The sequence below is a fragment of the Kitasatospora sp. GP82 genome (genome assembly GCF_029892105.1).
In the GTDB taxonomy this organism is placed as follows: Bacteria; Actinomycetota; Actinomycetes; order Streptomycetales; family Streptomycetaceae; genus Kitasatospora.
Map to the genome: position 1 here is coordinate 129,227 of NZ_JARZAJ010000009.1, position 15,206 is coordinate 144,432.

Here is a 15,206-nt window from a genome sequence, read left to right on the forward strand (position 1 = left end):
CACCCGTCCCGGCGGAACTGACGAGTTGTGATCTTAATAACTCCACCGCTAGCCTCGCGCTCGTGACCGAACAGGTGTCAGGTTTCTTCCTGAGTTACACACGTCGCGACAATGAGTACGACCACGGGCGCATTCTCCGGCTGGCCGGTCTCATCGAGCGGGAGTACACGATGGCAACCGGCAGGAAGCTGGACGTATTCATCGACAAGACCCACATCGCCTGGGGTGACGACTGGCGCGACCGCCTCAACCGGGCATTGAACGGAACGGCATTCTTCATTCCGATCATCACGCCCGGGTACTTCCGGAGTCGCGAGTGCAGGCGTGAACTCCTGACCTTCTTCGGGAACGCCCGGAGTCTCGGTGTCCAGGAGCTCGTCCTGCCGATCCTCTACGTCGCAACGCCGGAGCTCGAGGAGGAGAACCCGGCGGACGAGGCGGTCGCCCTGATCAAGCGGATGCAGCGGGAGGACTGGCGCCAGCTGCGGTTCGAGGCCGAGGAATCGCCCGAGCACCGCAAGGGCATCGCACGGTTGGTCAACCGCTTGGTGGAGATCTCGGCACAGGTCGGGCCGCCGAGCGCCGCCGCGCAGCCGGACGGCCTCGGCGACCTCGGTGGTCCGGAGTCGAGCACCATCGACACCGTCGCCGGGCTGGAACTGGCGATTCCGCGCTGGGGCAGGAACTTCCAGTCCATGTACCAGTTGATGGAGGAGATGGCCGCCGCCAGTGAGGAAATCGCGGACCAGGCGCAGGCGGGGAACCTCGACCTGACCTCCGGTGCCGCGGTGGCAAAACTGGCCGTCCTGCGGCGCTACGCGGAGATTATTTCCGGTCCTTCCCAGCAGATATTCGACCTCGCCTCGGTATTCGCGTCCGAGGCGATCGAGCTCGACCCCGGCGTGCTGGTGATCGTGCGGAATGCGGAGCAGACCGAACCGGCAACGGACTTCGTCGAGTACGCCTGCGAGCTTATTCTCACTATTATCCCGCGGCTCCGTCAGAACGTGGACGTCATCAAGCGCTACGGCGAGTCGATGAGCCGGATCGCCGGCCTGAGCAAGGTCATGCATCCGCCCGTCGCCAAGGTGACCGCCGCGATGCAGCGGATCACCGACGGGATGGAGCGGCTGGAGGAGTGGCAGCGCCGGGTCAGTGCCACCGGCCGGGTCCGGCCGAAGCTCCCCGGTCTGGACGACGACTAGCTACCACCTTCACCAGGGCCGATCGTAGCGTGCTCGCCAAGTCGAGCTTCAGTAGTCGGACTTGACGAGCAACGATCAGCCGGATTCGGCCGTCGAGCGGAAGGCTGCCAGCAGGCGGTCGGCGGCCAGAGTGGCGGTCAACGAGCCGTTGCGGACCTGCTGTTCGAGGTCGGGGGTCAGGCGGCGGACCTCGGGGTGCTGGTGGAGCTGGGCGAGCAGTTGGTCGTGGACCATGGACCAGGTCCAGTCGACCTGCTGGTCGCGGCGCTTGGCGGCCAACGCGCCGGTGGCGTCGAGGAGGTTGCGGTGCTGTTCCAGGCGTTCCCACAGGGCGTCCAGGCCGGCGCCGTCCCGGCCGCTGCAGGTGAGCACCGGGGGAGTCCAGACCGCGTCGGGCGCCTGGAGCAGCCGCAGTGCACCGGCCAACTCCCGTGCGGCGGCGCGCGCGTCCCTCTCGTGCGGGCCGTCGGCCTTGTTGACGGCGACCAGGTCGGCGAGCTCCAGGATGCCCTTCTTGATGCCCTGGAGCTGGTCGCCGGTCCTGGCCAGGGTGAGCAGCAGGAAGGAGTCGACCATGTCGGCGACGGTGGTCTCCGACTGCCCGACGCCGACCGTCTCGACCAGCACGACGTCGTACCCGGCCGCCTCCATCACCACCATGCTCTCCCGGGTGGCCCGGGCGACTCCGCCGAGGGTGCCCGAGGTGGGGGAGGGGCGGACGAAGGCGCCCGGATCGGTCGCGAGCCTCTCCATCCGGGTCTTGTCACCCAGGATGGAGCCGCCGGTGCGGCTGGAGGTCGGGTCGACGGCGAGCACCGCGACCCGGTGGCCGCGCCCGGTGAGCATCGTGCCCAGGGCCTCGATGAAGGTGGACTTGCCCACCCCGGGCACGCCGGTGATCCCGACCCGGACGGCCTTGCCCGAGTGCGGCAGCAGCTCGACCAGCAGCCGCTGGGCGAGCGCCCGGTGATCGGGCCGGGTGGACTCCACCAGGGTGATGGCCCGCGCGATCCAGGCGCGCGAGCCATCCAGCACACCCTGGCGGTACTGGTCGGGATCAATCGTGCGAGGCGGCATCGGCTCAGCGGCTCACAGCTCGTGGCCGAGGTCGGCGGCCAGCGTCTTCAGCAGGTCGTGGGCGGCGTCCGGGATCACCGTGCCCGGCGGGAAGACGGCGGCGGCGCCGGCCTCGTACAGGGCGTCGAAGTCCTGCGGCGGGATGACCCCGCCGACCACGATGGTGATGTCCTCCCGCCCGGCTTCGGCCAGTTCGGCACGGAGCGCCGGAACCAGCGTCAGGTGACCTGCGGCCAGCGAGGAGACGCCGACGATGTGCACATCGGCCTCGACGGCCTGCCGTGCGACCTCGCCCGGAGTCTGGAACAGCGGGCCCACGTCCACGGTGAAGCCGAGGTCGGCGAAGGCGGTGGCGATCACCTTCTGGCCGCGGTCGTGCCCGTCCTGACCCATCTTGGCGACCAGGATGCGCGGGCGGCGGCCCTCCGCCTCCTCGAAGCGCTCGACCAGGTCGCGGGTGCGCTGAACGGCGGTGGAGGGGCCTGCCTCGTCTCGGTACACACCGGAGATCGTACGGATCTGTCCCGAGTGGCGCCCGTACACCTTCTCCAGTGCGTCGGAGATCTCACCGACCGTGGCCTTGGCCCGGGCGGCGTTCACCGCGAGGGCGAGCAGGTTGCCCTCCAGACTGCCGCCGCGCTGCGCGCCCGCCTCGGCGGCGCGGGTGAGCGCGTGCAGCGCGTCCTGGCAGGCGGCCTCGTCGCGCTCGGCGCGCAGCCTGCGCAGCTTCTCGATCTGCTGGGCGCGGACGGAGGAGTTGTCGACCTTGAGGACGTCGATCTGCTCGTCGTTGGCCACCCGGTACTTGTTGACACCGATCACCGGCTGGCGGCCCGAGTCGATCCGGGCCTGGGTACGGGCGGCGGCCTCCTCCACACGCAGCTTGGGGATGCCCGCGTCGATCGCCTTGGCCATCCCGCCTGCCGCCTCGACCTCCTGGATGTGCTGCCAGGCTCGGGCGGCCAGGTCGTGGGTGAGCTTCTCCACGTAGGCGGAGCCGCCCCACGGGTCGATCACCCGGCAGGTGCCCGACTCCTGCTGGAGCATCAGCTGGGTGTTGCGGGCGATCCGGGCGGAGAAGTCGGTCGGCAGGGCGAGCGCCTCGTCGAGCGCGTTGGTGTGCAGCGACTGGGTGTGACCCTGGGTGGCGGCCATCGCCTCCACGCACGTACGGGTGACGTTGTTGAAGACGTCCTGCGCGGTGAGCGACCAGCCGGAGGTCTGCGAATGGGTGCGCAGCGACAGCGACTTGGTGTTCTGGGGGTCGAACTGCTTGACCAGCTTGGCCCACAGCAGCCGGGCGGCCCGCAGCTTGGCGATCTCCATGAAGAAGTTCATGCCGATCGCCCAGAAGAACGACAGCCGGGGCGCGAAGGCGTCCACGTCCAACTCGGCGCCCAGACCGGCCCGCAGGTACTCCACGCCGTCGGCCAGGGTGTAGGCCAGCTCCAGGTCGGCGGTGGCTCCGGCCTCCTGGATGTGGTAGCCGGAGATGGAGATCGAGTTGTAGCGCGGCATCTTCTGCGAGGTGTACGCGAAGATGTCCGAGATGATCCGCATCGACGGCTGCGGCGGGTAGATGTAGGTGTTGCGGACCATGAACTCCTTGAGGATGTCGTTCTGGATGGTCCCCGCCAGCTTCTCGGGCGGCACCCCCTGCTCCTCGGCCGCCACGATGTACAGCGCCAGCACCGGCAGTACGGCGCCGTTCATCGTCATCGACACCGACATCCGGTCCAGCGGGATGCCGTCGAAGAGCTGACGCATGTCGTAGATGGAGTCGATGGCCACGCCCGCCATGCCGACATCGCCCGTCACCCGGGGGTGGTCGCTGTCGTAGCCGCGGTGGGTGGGCAGGTCGAAGGCGACCGACAGGCCCTTCTGACCGGCCGCCAGATTGCGCCGGTAGAAGGCGTTGGACTCCTCGGCGGTGGAGAAGCCCGCGTACTGGCGGACCGTCCACGGCTGGTTGACGTACATCGTCGGATAGGGGCCGCGCAGGTACGGGGCGATGCCCGGGTAGGTACCCAGGAAGTCCAGACCTGCCAGGTCCTCGGGGGTGTACAGCGGCTTGACGCCGATACCCTCGGGGGTCTCCCAGACCAGGTCCTCGACGTCCTTGCCGGTGGCCTGCTGCCAGGCGGCCCGCCACTGCTCGCCGGTCGCGGCCGTGCCGCTCTCCCCGTCGAGTGCGATCCGGGTGAAGTCGGGGATCATCACGCCACTCCGATTTCGTCGAGCACCGAGGACAGGACCGCGACCGCGTCGCAGCCCGCGAAGACGAACTCGTCCACCCCGGCCCGTTGATACGCCTCACGCAGTTCACCGGGGCGCCCCGCCAGCAGCACCCGCCTGGCTCCGGCCGCCTTCAGTGCCGCCGCGACCGCCGGCGCGTGCTCCGCGTACAGCTGGTCGCCGGAGCACAGGCAGGCGACGCTCGCACCGCTCGCGGCGAACGCCTCGGCCAGTGCGGCGCCTTCGACGCCCTCGGCCGTGCTGGTCTCGATGCCACCGGCCTGGAAGAGGTTGGCGGCGAAGGAGGACCGCGCCGTGTGGACCGCTGCCGGCCCGATGGCCGCCAGGAACAGGCGCGGACGATCGCCGGTCTCGGCCACATGGGCGTCGGAGCGGGTGCGAAGCGCCTCGTAGGCCTGAGCCCGCCGCACCCGGGGCAGCCCGCCGCCGAGCGGTACGGGCGCGTTCTCGCGGAGCAGCGGCTGCTCCTGGAGGTTGGGGAACTCGCTGACGCCGGTGATGGGTTCACGCCGCTTGGCCAGCGCGGTGGAGCGCTTCGCCCAGGTCTCGGCGATCCGCTCGCCGACCAGTCCACCGGCGAGGGCGGCCCGCTGGCCGCCGGCCCGTTCGATCTCCTGGAACCAGGCCCAGGCGGCCCGGGCGAGTTCCTCGGTGAGCTGCTCCACGTACCAGGAGCCGCCGGCCGGGTCCACGACCCTGGCCAGGTGCGACTCCTCCAGCAGGATCGCCTGGGTGTTGCGGGCGATCCGGCGGGCGAAGGCGTCGGGGAGGCCGAGCACGCTGTCGAAGGGCAGGACGGTCACCGCGTCGGCGCCGCCGACCCCGGCGGCCAGGCAGGCGACCGTGGTGCGCAGCATGTTCACCCACGGGTCGCGCTCGGTCATCATCACGGCGGAGGTCACCGCGTGCTGCCGCTGTGCGGCGGCCTCGGCCGTCACTCCGCACACCTGCGCCACCCGGGCCCACAGACGGCGGGCGGCACGGAACTTGGCGATGCTGAGGAACTGGTCGGCGTCGGCGGCGAAGCGGAACTCCAGCTGGGCGGCGGCCGCGTCGAGGGTGAGCCCGGCGGCGGTGAGCTCGCGCAGATAGGCGAGGCCGGTGGCCAGCGCGCAGCCGAGTTCCTGGGCCGGGGAGGCACCGGCGTCGTGGTAGGGGAGGGCGTCCACCACAAGGGCGCGCACGCCCGGGTACTCGCTCTCGCAGCGCAGCGCCAGCGCGGCGGCCTCGGCGAGCCGGACGTCGGTGGCCTCGTCGCGGCCGGTCCGGGCGAGCAGGCCCAGCGGGTCCGCGCCGAGGTTGCCCGCGGCGGCCCCGGCCGGCACCTCGCGCTCCTGGTACAGCTTCAGCAGCCGCTCGCCCGCGGCGGCGAACTCGGCTCCGGCGTCGAGCACGACGGCCGCCAGGTCGAGATACACCCCTTGCAGGGCGTCCGGGAGCCTGTCCACCGCCAGGCCGGTATGACCGAGCGTCAGCCAGACCGAGCCGACCCCGTGCTCCAGATCGGCGAGTACCGCCTCATTGGTCCGCCGGGCGTCCGGATCGGCGTGGTGCTGGCGCACGTCCCAGCCGGAGACGGCCGAGCCCTGTGGCCGGCCGCCCCGGACGAAGGGCGGGAAGCCCGGTAGGCCCGGGTCGCCCGTGGCGTCCTCGGCGGTGTAGAGCGGACGGACACGGAGTCCGTCCTGAAGCTGGGTGGCGAGAGCGTCCTCGGCCTGTACACCTGCGGCGTCCTGCGCACCGGACTTGCGCAGAACGCCTTCGACCAGGCGCCGCCACTGCTCACGGGATGCATCCGGGAACTCGGCGGCCAGAGGGAGCCCTTCGGGCAGGACCGTCATGAAGGGCAGGTTAGTGCCCGTTAGCGCTATCGCAGCAGGCCCTGGCGGTGTGACCTTGAACTCGCTGCACTCCACGCCGCACGGAGTGCCCGGCCAGGCCGGAGCCGCAGACGGCAACCGGGTACGTGCCCGCAGCCCCGCGCCCCGGCCAGTGCGCGGCCGGCAGTGGGTCCGGGACCGAGGCGCGGCCGGGCGTGAACGAGCGGTAGCGGTAAGAAAGTCGGCCGGTCCGCTCAGGCAGCCGGGCCGGCCCAGTAGGCGATGTCCTCGCGCACCGGGCGGAACCCGGCGGCCACGGCGAGCACGCGGCTGGGCTCGTTGGAGCGGGGTACGGTCCAGGTGGCCGGTGCCTCGGGGCCGGGCCGTTCTGCCGGGAACCACTTGCCGTTCCACGAACTGCATGCGTTCGGCGCGTTGAGCGCCTCGGCCTCGGCCTCGGCGAGGCGGCTCCGGTCGGTGGTGGGCTGACGTGGTCGCGGTGCGCCGGCAGCCGCGGCCGGACCCCGGTGGACACGGTTGGACACCCGAGCAGCCCATCGCGCCGGAGGCCGCCGGCGTAAGGGGGTTCACGGACTTTTACCGCGCAGGAGGCCGGTTCTGACGTTTCCTTGGCAGTCGGTGACCTGGCTTGCCGTGAGCGGCCGTCAGCGGAAGCAGTACGAGTCCGAGGAGGCGTCGCCGCCGTGCAGATGGGTCTGGTGCACGCGAAGACCCTGGAACTCCTCGCCGTGCGGGAAGAAGCGCGGGTCGACGACGAGTCCGCCGTCGGTGGTGTCGGCGTCGAGCTTGATGATCCACGGGTCGATGCCGCCGGGGTAGAACTGGTCGTCCCAGGAGCCGTAGAGCGAGTTGGTCAGGTAGATCCGCTTCCCGTCCCTGCTCAGCTCCACCATCTGCGGACCGCCGGTCAGCGGCACGTCCGGGGCCGTGGGGTGGGGAGCCCCGGCCGTGATGCCGCCCAGCCGGACCGAGCCGGTCGGCCGGGGGTGGAAGGGGTCGGCCACGTCGTACTGGAACAGCTCACCGGTGCCCCAGGCCGAGACGTACAGCCAGCGGTCGTCCACCGAGAGATTGATGTCGGTGACCAGCGGTGGCACCGCGCCGAAGGGCTGCAGCGCGGGCGGCAGGTCCTCGGTCTTGGCGGGTTCGGCGGGGATCTCGATCACCTTGCGCGCGGCGAACCGCGCGCCGTCCCGGTACCACAGCCAGATCGACGCGGAGAGGTCCTCCACGTTCGTCACGACTCCGACGAAGCCCCACTGCTGCTCCGGGTCGTGTGCCGGGCGGAGCTCCAGCACCATCTGGTGCTGGTCGCCGAGGTCCAGCCGCTGGAGGTGCCTTCCGGAGTCCAGCTCCCAGAAGTGCAGCGCATGACCGTACTTGCGGCCCAGGAGCAGCTCCGGATCGACGCCTTCCTCCACCATCGACGGGGTGCCCCACTCGCTGGTGACACCGACGCTCGTGTTCCCGATGCTGGCGCCGAGGTGCCACCACACGTCGTAGGCGAGGTGCTGCGGCCCCCGGTCGGTCTCCCAGGCCCGCAGCACCTCGAAGGTGGTGTGGTCGAGCAGTGCCACCCCACCGGGCCCGTCCGCACCGTTCGCACCGCCGAGGCAGGAGAGGAAGACGCCGTCCGGACCGCAGTGCAGGGTGTGCGGGCGCGAGTAGCCGGCCTTCGCGGCGAGCTCCTCGGCGCTGACGACCTTCACCAGCCGGGGCCGGACCGGGTCGGGCCGGGTGTCCATCACATGCAGCCGCGAGGACCGCAGCCCCGGCAGCAGGAGGAATCTCCGCTCGGGGTTGCGGTGGCAGGCATGGGCGAGCGCGCTGGAGCAGGCGTTCCACCCGAAGTGGTGCAACTCGTCACCGAGTCCCGGAAGTTCGGCCAGATTAAGCACCCGGCCGTAGCTGGGCGACTCCGGGTCCGTGTCGACGGTGATGAGGGCGTCCGGACGGCGCGCGGACCGGTCGAATCCGGCGACGTACGCGAGTTTCTCGGGTGGCGCGGCGATGGCGTCCGCGGGAGTCCGGTACAGCGAGGGATCCGTGTGCTCGTCGGCGGTGTGCTCATGGGGCATTGACGACTCCTCAACTCGGCCTGCGGCAAGGGGAGTAGCTCGATCACCGGTGGAAGGCAACTGTCCAAGCAGCCTTCCACGGAACCACGGGCGCAAACGGGGCGCACGGATGCGGGCCGCCCGAGCCCAGGCCGGGCAGAACCGTCGAGGGACGGGTTCCCGCCAGTCGGCCGCTGCTTCAACTGGGCTGGACCGTATACGTGTTCGTGGCTGTGCAAGGATGGACCCATGAGATCACGAGTGCCGTTCGGCGAGCGGCTCCGCGCCGATCTCGGCTCGCCGGGGCAGGTCCGCCGGCTGGGCAGCAGTCCTCGGTCGCGGGTATGGCAGGTGGAGCTGTCCGGGACTCCCGTGGTGCTCAAGCAGCTGGTCGACGCTCCGGAGGCCGCCGAGCGGTACGCCCGCGAGGTGGCCGCCCTCCGGCTCGCGTCCAGGGTCGAGCCGCCGGTGGTCCCGAGGCTGCTCGGCACCGACCCCGACGAGCGGGTGCTGGTGCTGGAACACCTGGAGCACCGCCGACCTGCCGAGGACTGGGTGGTCGAGTACGCTGCCGCACTCGCCCGGCTCCATGCGGCCACCAGCGGTGACGCCGACGCGGACGAGATGAGCGTCCTTCCCGCCTGGTCCGGTCCGACCCAGGACGACGTCGACTCCTTCCTCGCACTGGCCAGGACACTTGAGGTCGCCGCTCCGCCCCGGGTGGGCGCCGAGCTGGACGATCTCGTGAACCGTCTCACCGCGGCGCCCGGCCGAGCACTGCTCCACGGTGACCCGTGCCCCGGCAACGATCTGCACACCGGCGGCGGTATCAGGTTCATCGACTTCGAGCAGGCCGCCCTGGGCAGTGGAGTCGTGGAACTCGCCTACCTCCGGATCGGCTTTCCGACCTGCTGGTGCGTCACCGCCCCGCCCCGGCCGCTGCTGGACGCGGCGGAGGCCGCCTACCGTACGGCCTGGCGCGACGCGACCGGCACCGACGTCCGGGGCGACCTCGCCGACGCCTGCGCGGGCTGGCTGCTCCGTGGCGACGCACTGGTCGAACGGGCGCGCCGGGCCACCGCCGACCACCTGGCAGCCGTCCCGCACCGGGACTGGGCGTGGGGGACGGCGACCGCCCGGCAGCGCCTGCTCCACCGCCTCGACGTCGTCAGCCGTTCGACCGCGGAACGCCCCGGACTGACCGCCCTGGGTCAGCTCGCCACAGCCGTGCACAGCCGCATGCTCACCCGCTGGCCCACCCTCCAACCGCTGCCCGCCGAGCGGCCGTAGCATTGACCGGTCGGCGGGTCAGTCGATCCCGAGCTCGCCCATCCTGCTCCACCCGGTCGCGCCCTCGATGGTGGTGCTCACGATCTCCGGTGCGTGCCGCACCAGCGGGCGCATCTTCTCCATAGCGGCCCGGAAGTGATCCGAGTTCACGTGTGCCGCGCCCGCGTCGTCCTGGAACGCCTCGACCAGGACATAGGTGTCGGGGTCGTCGATGCTGCGCGACCACTCGAACCACAGATTGCCCGGTTCCGCGCGGGTGGCACGGGTGAAGTCGTCCACAAGGGAGGGCCATTCGTCGGCGTACTCGGGCTTGACCGGGAATTTGACCACAATGAAGATCATGGACCCGAGTCTACGGCGTACCACCGGGCCGCTGGTTGGTGAACAGAGCACCGGGGACTCTGTCAGTGCCTCTTCATGACCGTCGGCGCCGGATTGCCGGGCTGGTGCGGGGCGAGACAGAGGACGTACTTCTTCTTGTGGTAGCGCCGTCCGTAACTGCCCGAGTACGAACTGGTGGAATCCAGGTCCACCTGGCAGAGGAGCGTCCCTGACCCGCTGTAGCGCGCGACCACGACCACGTTCGCGTCGGGGGAGGAGCAGGCGACCTTGGAGGGTCTGGAGGAGCGGTGCATGCAGTCGCCGACGTGCGCCTTCTCGGGGCTGTTGTCGGTGATCCACAGACCGAACGCGGCGAGTACCAGCGCGGTCCCCCCGATGACCGACCGGAACGTCCACCGCCGGGCGCGTGACTTCTCCTCCGGCGGTGGCGTCGGGTAGCCCGGCGGTCCGTACGGCGCTGCCGGGGGTTGCTGTCCGTACGGTGCGGCGGGAGGCTGCTGTCCGTACGGCGCTGCCGGGGGTTGCTGTCCGTACGGTGCGGCGGGAGGCTGCTGTCCGTACGGCGTTCCCGGGTAGGCCGGTTGCCCTGCGGGCGGCGCGGCGGGATAGCCGGGCGGCTGTCCGCCGAACGGATTGGGCGGTGGTGGTGTGCTCATGCAGTCCCCCGATGTTGCGACCAAGTGTTCGAGTGCTGACGTACCTTAGCGACTCGACGGCGTCTCGGTCAGGGAGACTGCTGTGCGTACACGCGACCGCATGCGAACCCTTTCCGTTCCGATGCAATCGGGCCCGCTGTGCCGACCGCCCTCTGGGCGGTCGCCGCCGCCGAGTGCTACGGCGTCAGGCGCCGGCCGAGTTGGTCGAGGTAGTCGGCGTAGCCCGCGACGACGTCCTCCAGGTCGACCATCCCCGGGAAGTCGATGACCGCCTGACGCTCGGCCAGGAAGGCCGCGGTCTCCTCCACGACCCGCTGCTCGTCGGCCGGTTGGACCCGAAGCTCGTCGAGGACGGTCTCGCTGGCCCGGAACACGGACTCGACGGCCTCCTCGCCATGGCGGGCCCGGACCAGGTACTCGTGGTCGCCCAGCGGCTCCACCTGGAACTGCGCGGACATGATGCGCTCCTTCCCGTCCCGTGCAGGCCCCTTCATCGGCGGCCGGCCGATGCGCCAGGACCTTGCAAGATCCATGCTCCCTTTGAGGGTGTACGACACGATACTCCCGGCCGAGGATCAGCAGGCCCGGTGCGGACGTTGACTCACCGTTTCGCCGGCCGCGCGTTCCTGCGGCCGGCGTCGGGGCCTCCCCGCGAGCACTCGCTCCGCGGCGTCCGGACCCGCCGCACGATGATCCTCGCCCTGCGCCCGTGTGCGCCCGCGAAGTGCGCCCACGCCTACCATGTGCATATGAGCGCAAGCACGCACCTGGCAGGTGCACACAGCTCGCAACAGCAGAGCACCGGCGAACGCCTGGAGGTCGCAGCGGGCGTCCTCGCGCTGCTCGCCGACCGCACCCGCCTCGCGCTGCTCGATCAGCTCGGCCGGGGCGAGGCGGACGTCACCACCCTCACCGAAGCCTGCGGAGCGGCCCGCCCTTCGGTCAGCCAGCACCTCGCCAAGCTCCGCCTGGCCGGCCTGGTGGACACGCGAAAGGACGGCCGCCGGGTGGTCTACTCCCTGCGGCACGGACACCTGCGGCGCCTGGTCGACGAGGCGCTCAATGTCGCCGACCACCAGCTCCGCTCCCTGCCGCCCCACGACTGATGCTCCACGACTGACGCCCGGCCCGGCGCTTCGACCGCACCGACGACTGGCCAATGCGTGCATAGGTACGCACGCATTGGCTACGATGGGCCCGTCCCGACCCGAGTCGACCCCGGATGGGCCCGCATGCTGCCCGTGCTGCGCAACCGCACCTACCGCCACCTGTTCACCGCCCAGGTCGTCGCCCTGGTCGGCACCGGGCTGGCCACCGTGGCGCTGAGTCTGCTCGCCTACGACATCGCCGGGGCCAACGCCTCCGCGGTCCTCGGCACAGCGCTGGCGATCAAAATGGTCGCCTACGTCGGTATCGCCCCGATGGTGGGCGCCTTCGCCGACCGGATACCGAGGCGGGCCCTGCTGGTGACGATGGATCTCACCCGCGCCGCAGTCGCCCTGGCCCTGCCGTTCATCACCCAGGTGTGGCAGATCTACCTCCTGATCTTCCTGTTGCAGGCCGCGTCGGCGGCCTTCACCCCGACCTTCCAGGCCACCATCCCCGAGGTGCTGCCCGCCGACCGCGACTACACCCGCGCCCTGTCGATGACCAGGCTCGCCTACGACCTGGAGAGCCTGTTCAGCCCGGCTCTCGCCGCAGGGCTGCTGGCCGTGGTCTCCTACGACTGGCTCTTCGCCGGCACCACCGTCGGCTTCCTGGCCTCCGCCGCCCTCGTCGTCTCCGCCGTCCTTCCCAAACCGGCCCCCGTCGAGCGTACCGGCGGCGTCTACTCCAAGGCCGCGTTCGGCACCCGCCTGTTCTGGGCCACCCCCCGCCTGCGCGCCCTGCTCGCCCTGGACCTCGCGGTCGCGGCGGCGGGCGCCATCGTCTTCGTCGACACCGTCGTCCTGGTCCGCGACCACCTCCACCTTCCCGCCGGCGCTGTCTCGCTCGCCCTCGGCGCCTACGGCGCGGGCTCCATGGCCACCGCACTGCTGCTGCCGCGCACCCTGCAACGCTTCAGCGAGCGCACCGTGATGCTCCCGGCCGCCTTCACCCTCCCGGCCATCCTCGCCGCTGTCGCGGTGGCCACCGCCGTCAAGCCGAGCGGCTGGTCCTGGCCCGTACTCCTGGCCGCCTGGGCCGCGATCGGCGCCGCCTGCTCGGCCGTCCTCACCCCGGGCGGGCGCGTGGTCCGCCGCTCCGCCGCCGACGCCGACCTGCCCGCAGCGTTCGCGGCCCAGTTCTCCCTGTCCCACAGCTGCTGGTTGCTCACCTACCCCCTCGCGGGCTGGCTGGCCGCAGCAGCCGGGCTCCCGGTCACCGCCGCCGTCCTCGGCCTGATCGCACTGGTCGCGACCACGGCCGCCGCCGCCTTCTGGCCCCTCCGCGACCCTGCGCGCCTCGACCACATCCATGCCGACCTCCCCGTCGGCCACCCGCACCTCACCGACGCACACCGCACCGCAGGCGGCTGGCAGCACGGCCACGACTACGTCATCGACCTGAACCATCGCCACTGGCCCCGGCCCGCCTGGAGCCGTGCCCGCCAGGCGACGCCCTCCTGACCCGCCACCGCCCCCGTGCTCGGGCGGACGCACCGCACTGACTACTGCCCGGCGGAGGCAAACCGTGCGGGCACGTGCTACGCAGGAGTATGCGCAGGATTGGCACTCCCCTGGAGCGGGTGCCCGACGAAGCACTGCTGGCCGGCCTCATGACCGGCGATCCCGAGATCGCCGTGGCTTTCGTCCGGCGGTTCCAGTGCCGGGTCTTCGGCATGGCCGTCGCCGTGATCGGCGACACCCGGCTCGCCGAGGACATCGCCCAGCAGACCTTCGAGCGCGCCTGCCGGTATGCCCAGGCGTACGACCCGCGCCGGGGATCGGTGGCCATCTGGCTGGCCACCATCGCGCACAACCTGGCGATCGACACCGTACGCGCACGCCGGGCCACTCCGGTCGACCCAGGAGACCTGGAGAGCATGGTGGAGAGCGTCACCGGCACGCCGGAGCAGCATGCGCTCGCCGCCGAGACCACGGCCGAACTGCGCCGCGCGGTCGCCACGCTGCCGCGCGAGCAAGCCCGCGCCCTGGTCCTGGCCCGTATCCACGGGATGACGGCCCAGCAGATCGCCGACTTCGAAAGGGTGCCGCTCGGTACCGCCAAGACCCGGATCAGGGCCGCCATGGGAAAACTCCGCGCATTCCTCGAAACCAGGCAGCTCGACCATGACTGACCAGCGCGGGCTCACCTGCGAGCAGCTCCGGGAGATCGGTGCGGAGCTCGCGCTCGGCGTGCTGCCCGCCGAGGAGCGAGCCGGGGCGATGGACCACCTGGAGCGCTGCCCTGCCTGTCGCGAACACGTCCACGAGCTGGTACTCACGGCCGACGCGTTGCTGGACCTTGTTCCCGGCAGTGAACCACCCGTCGGCTTCGAGGAGAGGGTTCTGGACCGCCTCGGGCTGTCGTCCGCGCGGCCTCCGCGCCACCGCGTACCGTGGCGGCGGATCGCCCTCGCCGTGGCGGCGGCCGCAGCCGGTCTCGCACTGGTCCACGCTCGCCACCGCCACCTTCGCTCCCCCGACGACCCCGGCCGGAACGCCGGGGACAGCAAGCGCGCAAGTCAGCCTCTCCGGAGTTCTGTTCACTTGCGTTCAGATGATCGGCCTGGCGGGAACGAGAGATTCTCCCGTGTGAGAAATCCGAATTTCCCGGACCGGCCATACGCAGAAAACGGCTTGCGGAACCCGACCAGTGTTTCGCGATCAGCCGCCGAGCGGAGATGTGACGCCGACCGGAGTAGTCTTGCCCGTACCTGACGTGGCGCCTCGCATCAGGCGGGTCGCGTTCGACGGGCCCGCATCAGACGGGTCGGATGGGTGGAGATCATGACACTCAGTTCGGGCCTGGATCTCAGTGGCAGCATGCCGAGATGCCGGTTCACAGAGACGTTGGCGGCCACCGTCGCCGCGCTGGGGATCGTCTCGCTCGGCGTGTTGAGCCCGGTCGGCTCGGCCCATGCCGCTCAACCGAATTCCACGGCGAACTCGGTGGCCTCGACATCGTCGGCCGCCGTCGGTGTGCTGAGGGCACCGACCGCCGCCACTCAGCCGGTGGCCATCGCCGGTTTCGCCTTCTCACCCGCCTCTGTCACCGTCAGTGTCGGTACGACGGTGACCTGGACGAACAGCGACTCGACCCCCCACACGGTGACGAGCAGCGGCTCCGGCCCACTCAACTCGCCGACGCTGAGTCAGGGTGCCACTTACAGCTACACCTTCACCACCGCCGGAACCTACGCCTACCACTGCGCAATCCACCCGTTCATGCAGGGTGCGGTCACCGTGAAGTGAGGTGACGGGCCCTTCGGCCGCACGCCGGGCACGCCCGGCCTGCGGGCTGTCACCGACGGATCGTCGGTGACAGCCCGCCGCGCCG

14 protein-coding genes are annotated in these 15,206 nt (G+C 70.9%); 6 read left to right on the plus strand and 8 right to left on the minus strand.

The features are described 5' to 3' along the window. The first annotated feature begins 62 nt into the window (after positions 1-62). Complete coding sequence (locus P3T39_RS11815; protein WP_280697437.1) at positions 63-1,205, plus strand: toll/interleukin-1 receptor domain-containing protein; 1,143 nt, start codon at positions 63-65, stop codon at positions 1,203-1,205. Between the two features lie 75 nt (positions 1,206-1,280). Here the strand turns inward: P3T39_RS11815 and meaB are convergent, their stop codons facing one another. From meaB to P3T39_RS11840, 5 genes are all read right to left on the minus strand, one after another. Then, positions 1,281-2,282 (minus strand): methylmalonyl Co-A mutase-associated GTPase MeaB, encoded by a 1,002-nt coding sequence (gene meaB, locus P3T39_RS11820; RefSeq protein ID WP_280697438.1) that lies wholly within the window; start codon positions 2,280-2,282, stop codon positions 1,281-1,283. Positions 2,283-2,294: 12 nt separating this feature from the next. Further along, on the minus strand, positions 2,295-4,499 hold the full coding sequence (gene scpA, locus P3T39_RS11825; protein ID WP_280697439.1) for a methylmalonyl-CoA mutase: 2,205 nt from the start codon (positions 4,497-4,499) through the stop codon (positions 2,295-2,297). Then, positions 4,499-6,379 (minus strand): methylmalonyl-CoA mutase small subunit, encoded by a 1,881-nt coding sequence (gene mutA, locus P3T39_RS11830; RefSeq protein WP_280697440.1) that lies wholly within the window; start codon positions 6,377-6,379, stop codon positions 4,499-4,501. The genes scpA and mutA overlap by 1 nt, the downstream gene beginning before the upstream one ends. A 233-nt stretch (positions 6,380-6,612) precedes the next feature. Continuing rightward, on the minus strand, positions 6,613-6,903 hold the full coding sequence (locus tag P3T39_RS11835; RefSeq protein ID WP_280697441.1) for a hypothetical protein: 291 nt from the start codon (positions 6,901-6,903) through the stop codon (positions 6,613-6,615). 120 nt (positions 6,904-7,023) lie between these two features. Further along, positions 7,024-8,457, minus strand: a complete 1,434-nt coding sequence (locus tag P3T39_RS11840) for a selenium-binding protein SBP56-related protein (RefSeq protein WP_280697442.1) — start codon at positions 8,455-8,457, stop codon at positions 7,024-7,026. A 228-nt stretch (positions 8,458-8,685) separates the two neighbouring features. Between P3T39_RS11840 and P3T39_RS11845 the strand changes: the two genes are divergently transcribed. Further along, complete coding sequence (locus tag P3T39_RS11845) at positions 8,686-9,726, plus strand: aminoglycoside phosphotransferase family protein (RefSeq protein ID WP_280697443.1); 1,041 nt, start codon at positions 8,686-8,688, stop codon at positions 9,724-9,726. Between the two features lie 18 nt (positions 9,727-9,744). On the opposite strand, the gene P3T39_RS11850 is transcribed toward P3T39_RS11845, so the two are convergent. The 3 genes from P3T39_RS11850 to P3T39_RS11860 form a co-directional block, all read right to left on the minus strand. Next, positions 9,745-10,068, minus strand: coding sequence for a putative quinol monooxygenase (locus P3T39_RS11850; protein WP_280697444.1), 324 nt, complete (start codon positions 10,066-10,068; stop codon positions 9,745-9,747). A gap of 62 nt (positions 10,069-10,130) precedes the next feature. Beyond that, the gene (locus tag P3T39_RS11855) at positions 10,131-10,724 is read right to left on the minus strand and encodes a hypothetical protein (protein ID WP_280697445.1); all 594 of its coding nucleotides are present in this window, start codon (positions 10,722-10,724) and stop codon (positions 10,131-10,133) included. A 176-nt stretch (positions 10,725-10,900) separates the two neighbouring features. Then, positions 10,901-11,182, minus strand: a complete 282-nt coding sequence (locus P3T39_RS11860) for a hypothetical protein (RefSeq protein WP_280697446.1) — start codon at positions 11,180-11,182, stop codon at positions 10,901-10,903. Between the two features lie 291 nt (positions 11,183-11,473). Between P3T39_RS11860 and P3T39_RS11865 the strand changes: the two genes are divergently transcribed. From P3T39_RS11865 to P3T39_RS11880, 4 genes are all read left to right on the plus strand, one after another. Then, positions 11,474-11,830, plus strand: a complete 357-nt coding sequence (locus tag P3T39_RS11865; RefSeq protein WP_280697447.1) for a metalloregulator ArsR/SmtB family transcription factor — start codon at positions 11,474-11,476, stop codon at positions 11,828-11,830. 126 nt (positions 11,831-11,956) lie between these two features. After that, positions 11,957-13,333, plus strand: coding sequence for an MFS transporter (locus P3T39_RS11870; protein ID WP_280697449.1), 1,377 nt, complete (start codon positions 11,957-11,959; stop codon positions 13,331-13,333). 89 nt (positions 13,334-13,422) lie between these two features. Next, a complete protein-coding gene (locus P3T39_RS11875; protein ID WP_280697450.1) occupies positions 13,423-14,004 on the plus strand; it encodes a sigma-70 family RNA polymerase sigma factor in 582 nt (193 codons plus the stop codon). 652 nt (positions 14,005-14,656) lie between these two features. Continuing rightward, on the plus strand, positions 14,657-15,121 hold the full coding sequence (locus P3T39_RS11880) for a plastocyanin/azurin family copper-binding protein (RefSeq protein ID WP_280697451.1): 465 nt from the start codon (positions 14,657-14,659) through the stop codon (positions 15,119-15,121). The last annotated feature ends 85 nt before the right edge of the window (positions 15,122-15,206 follow it).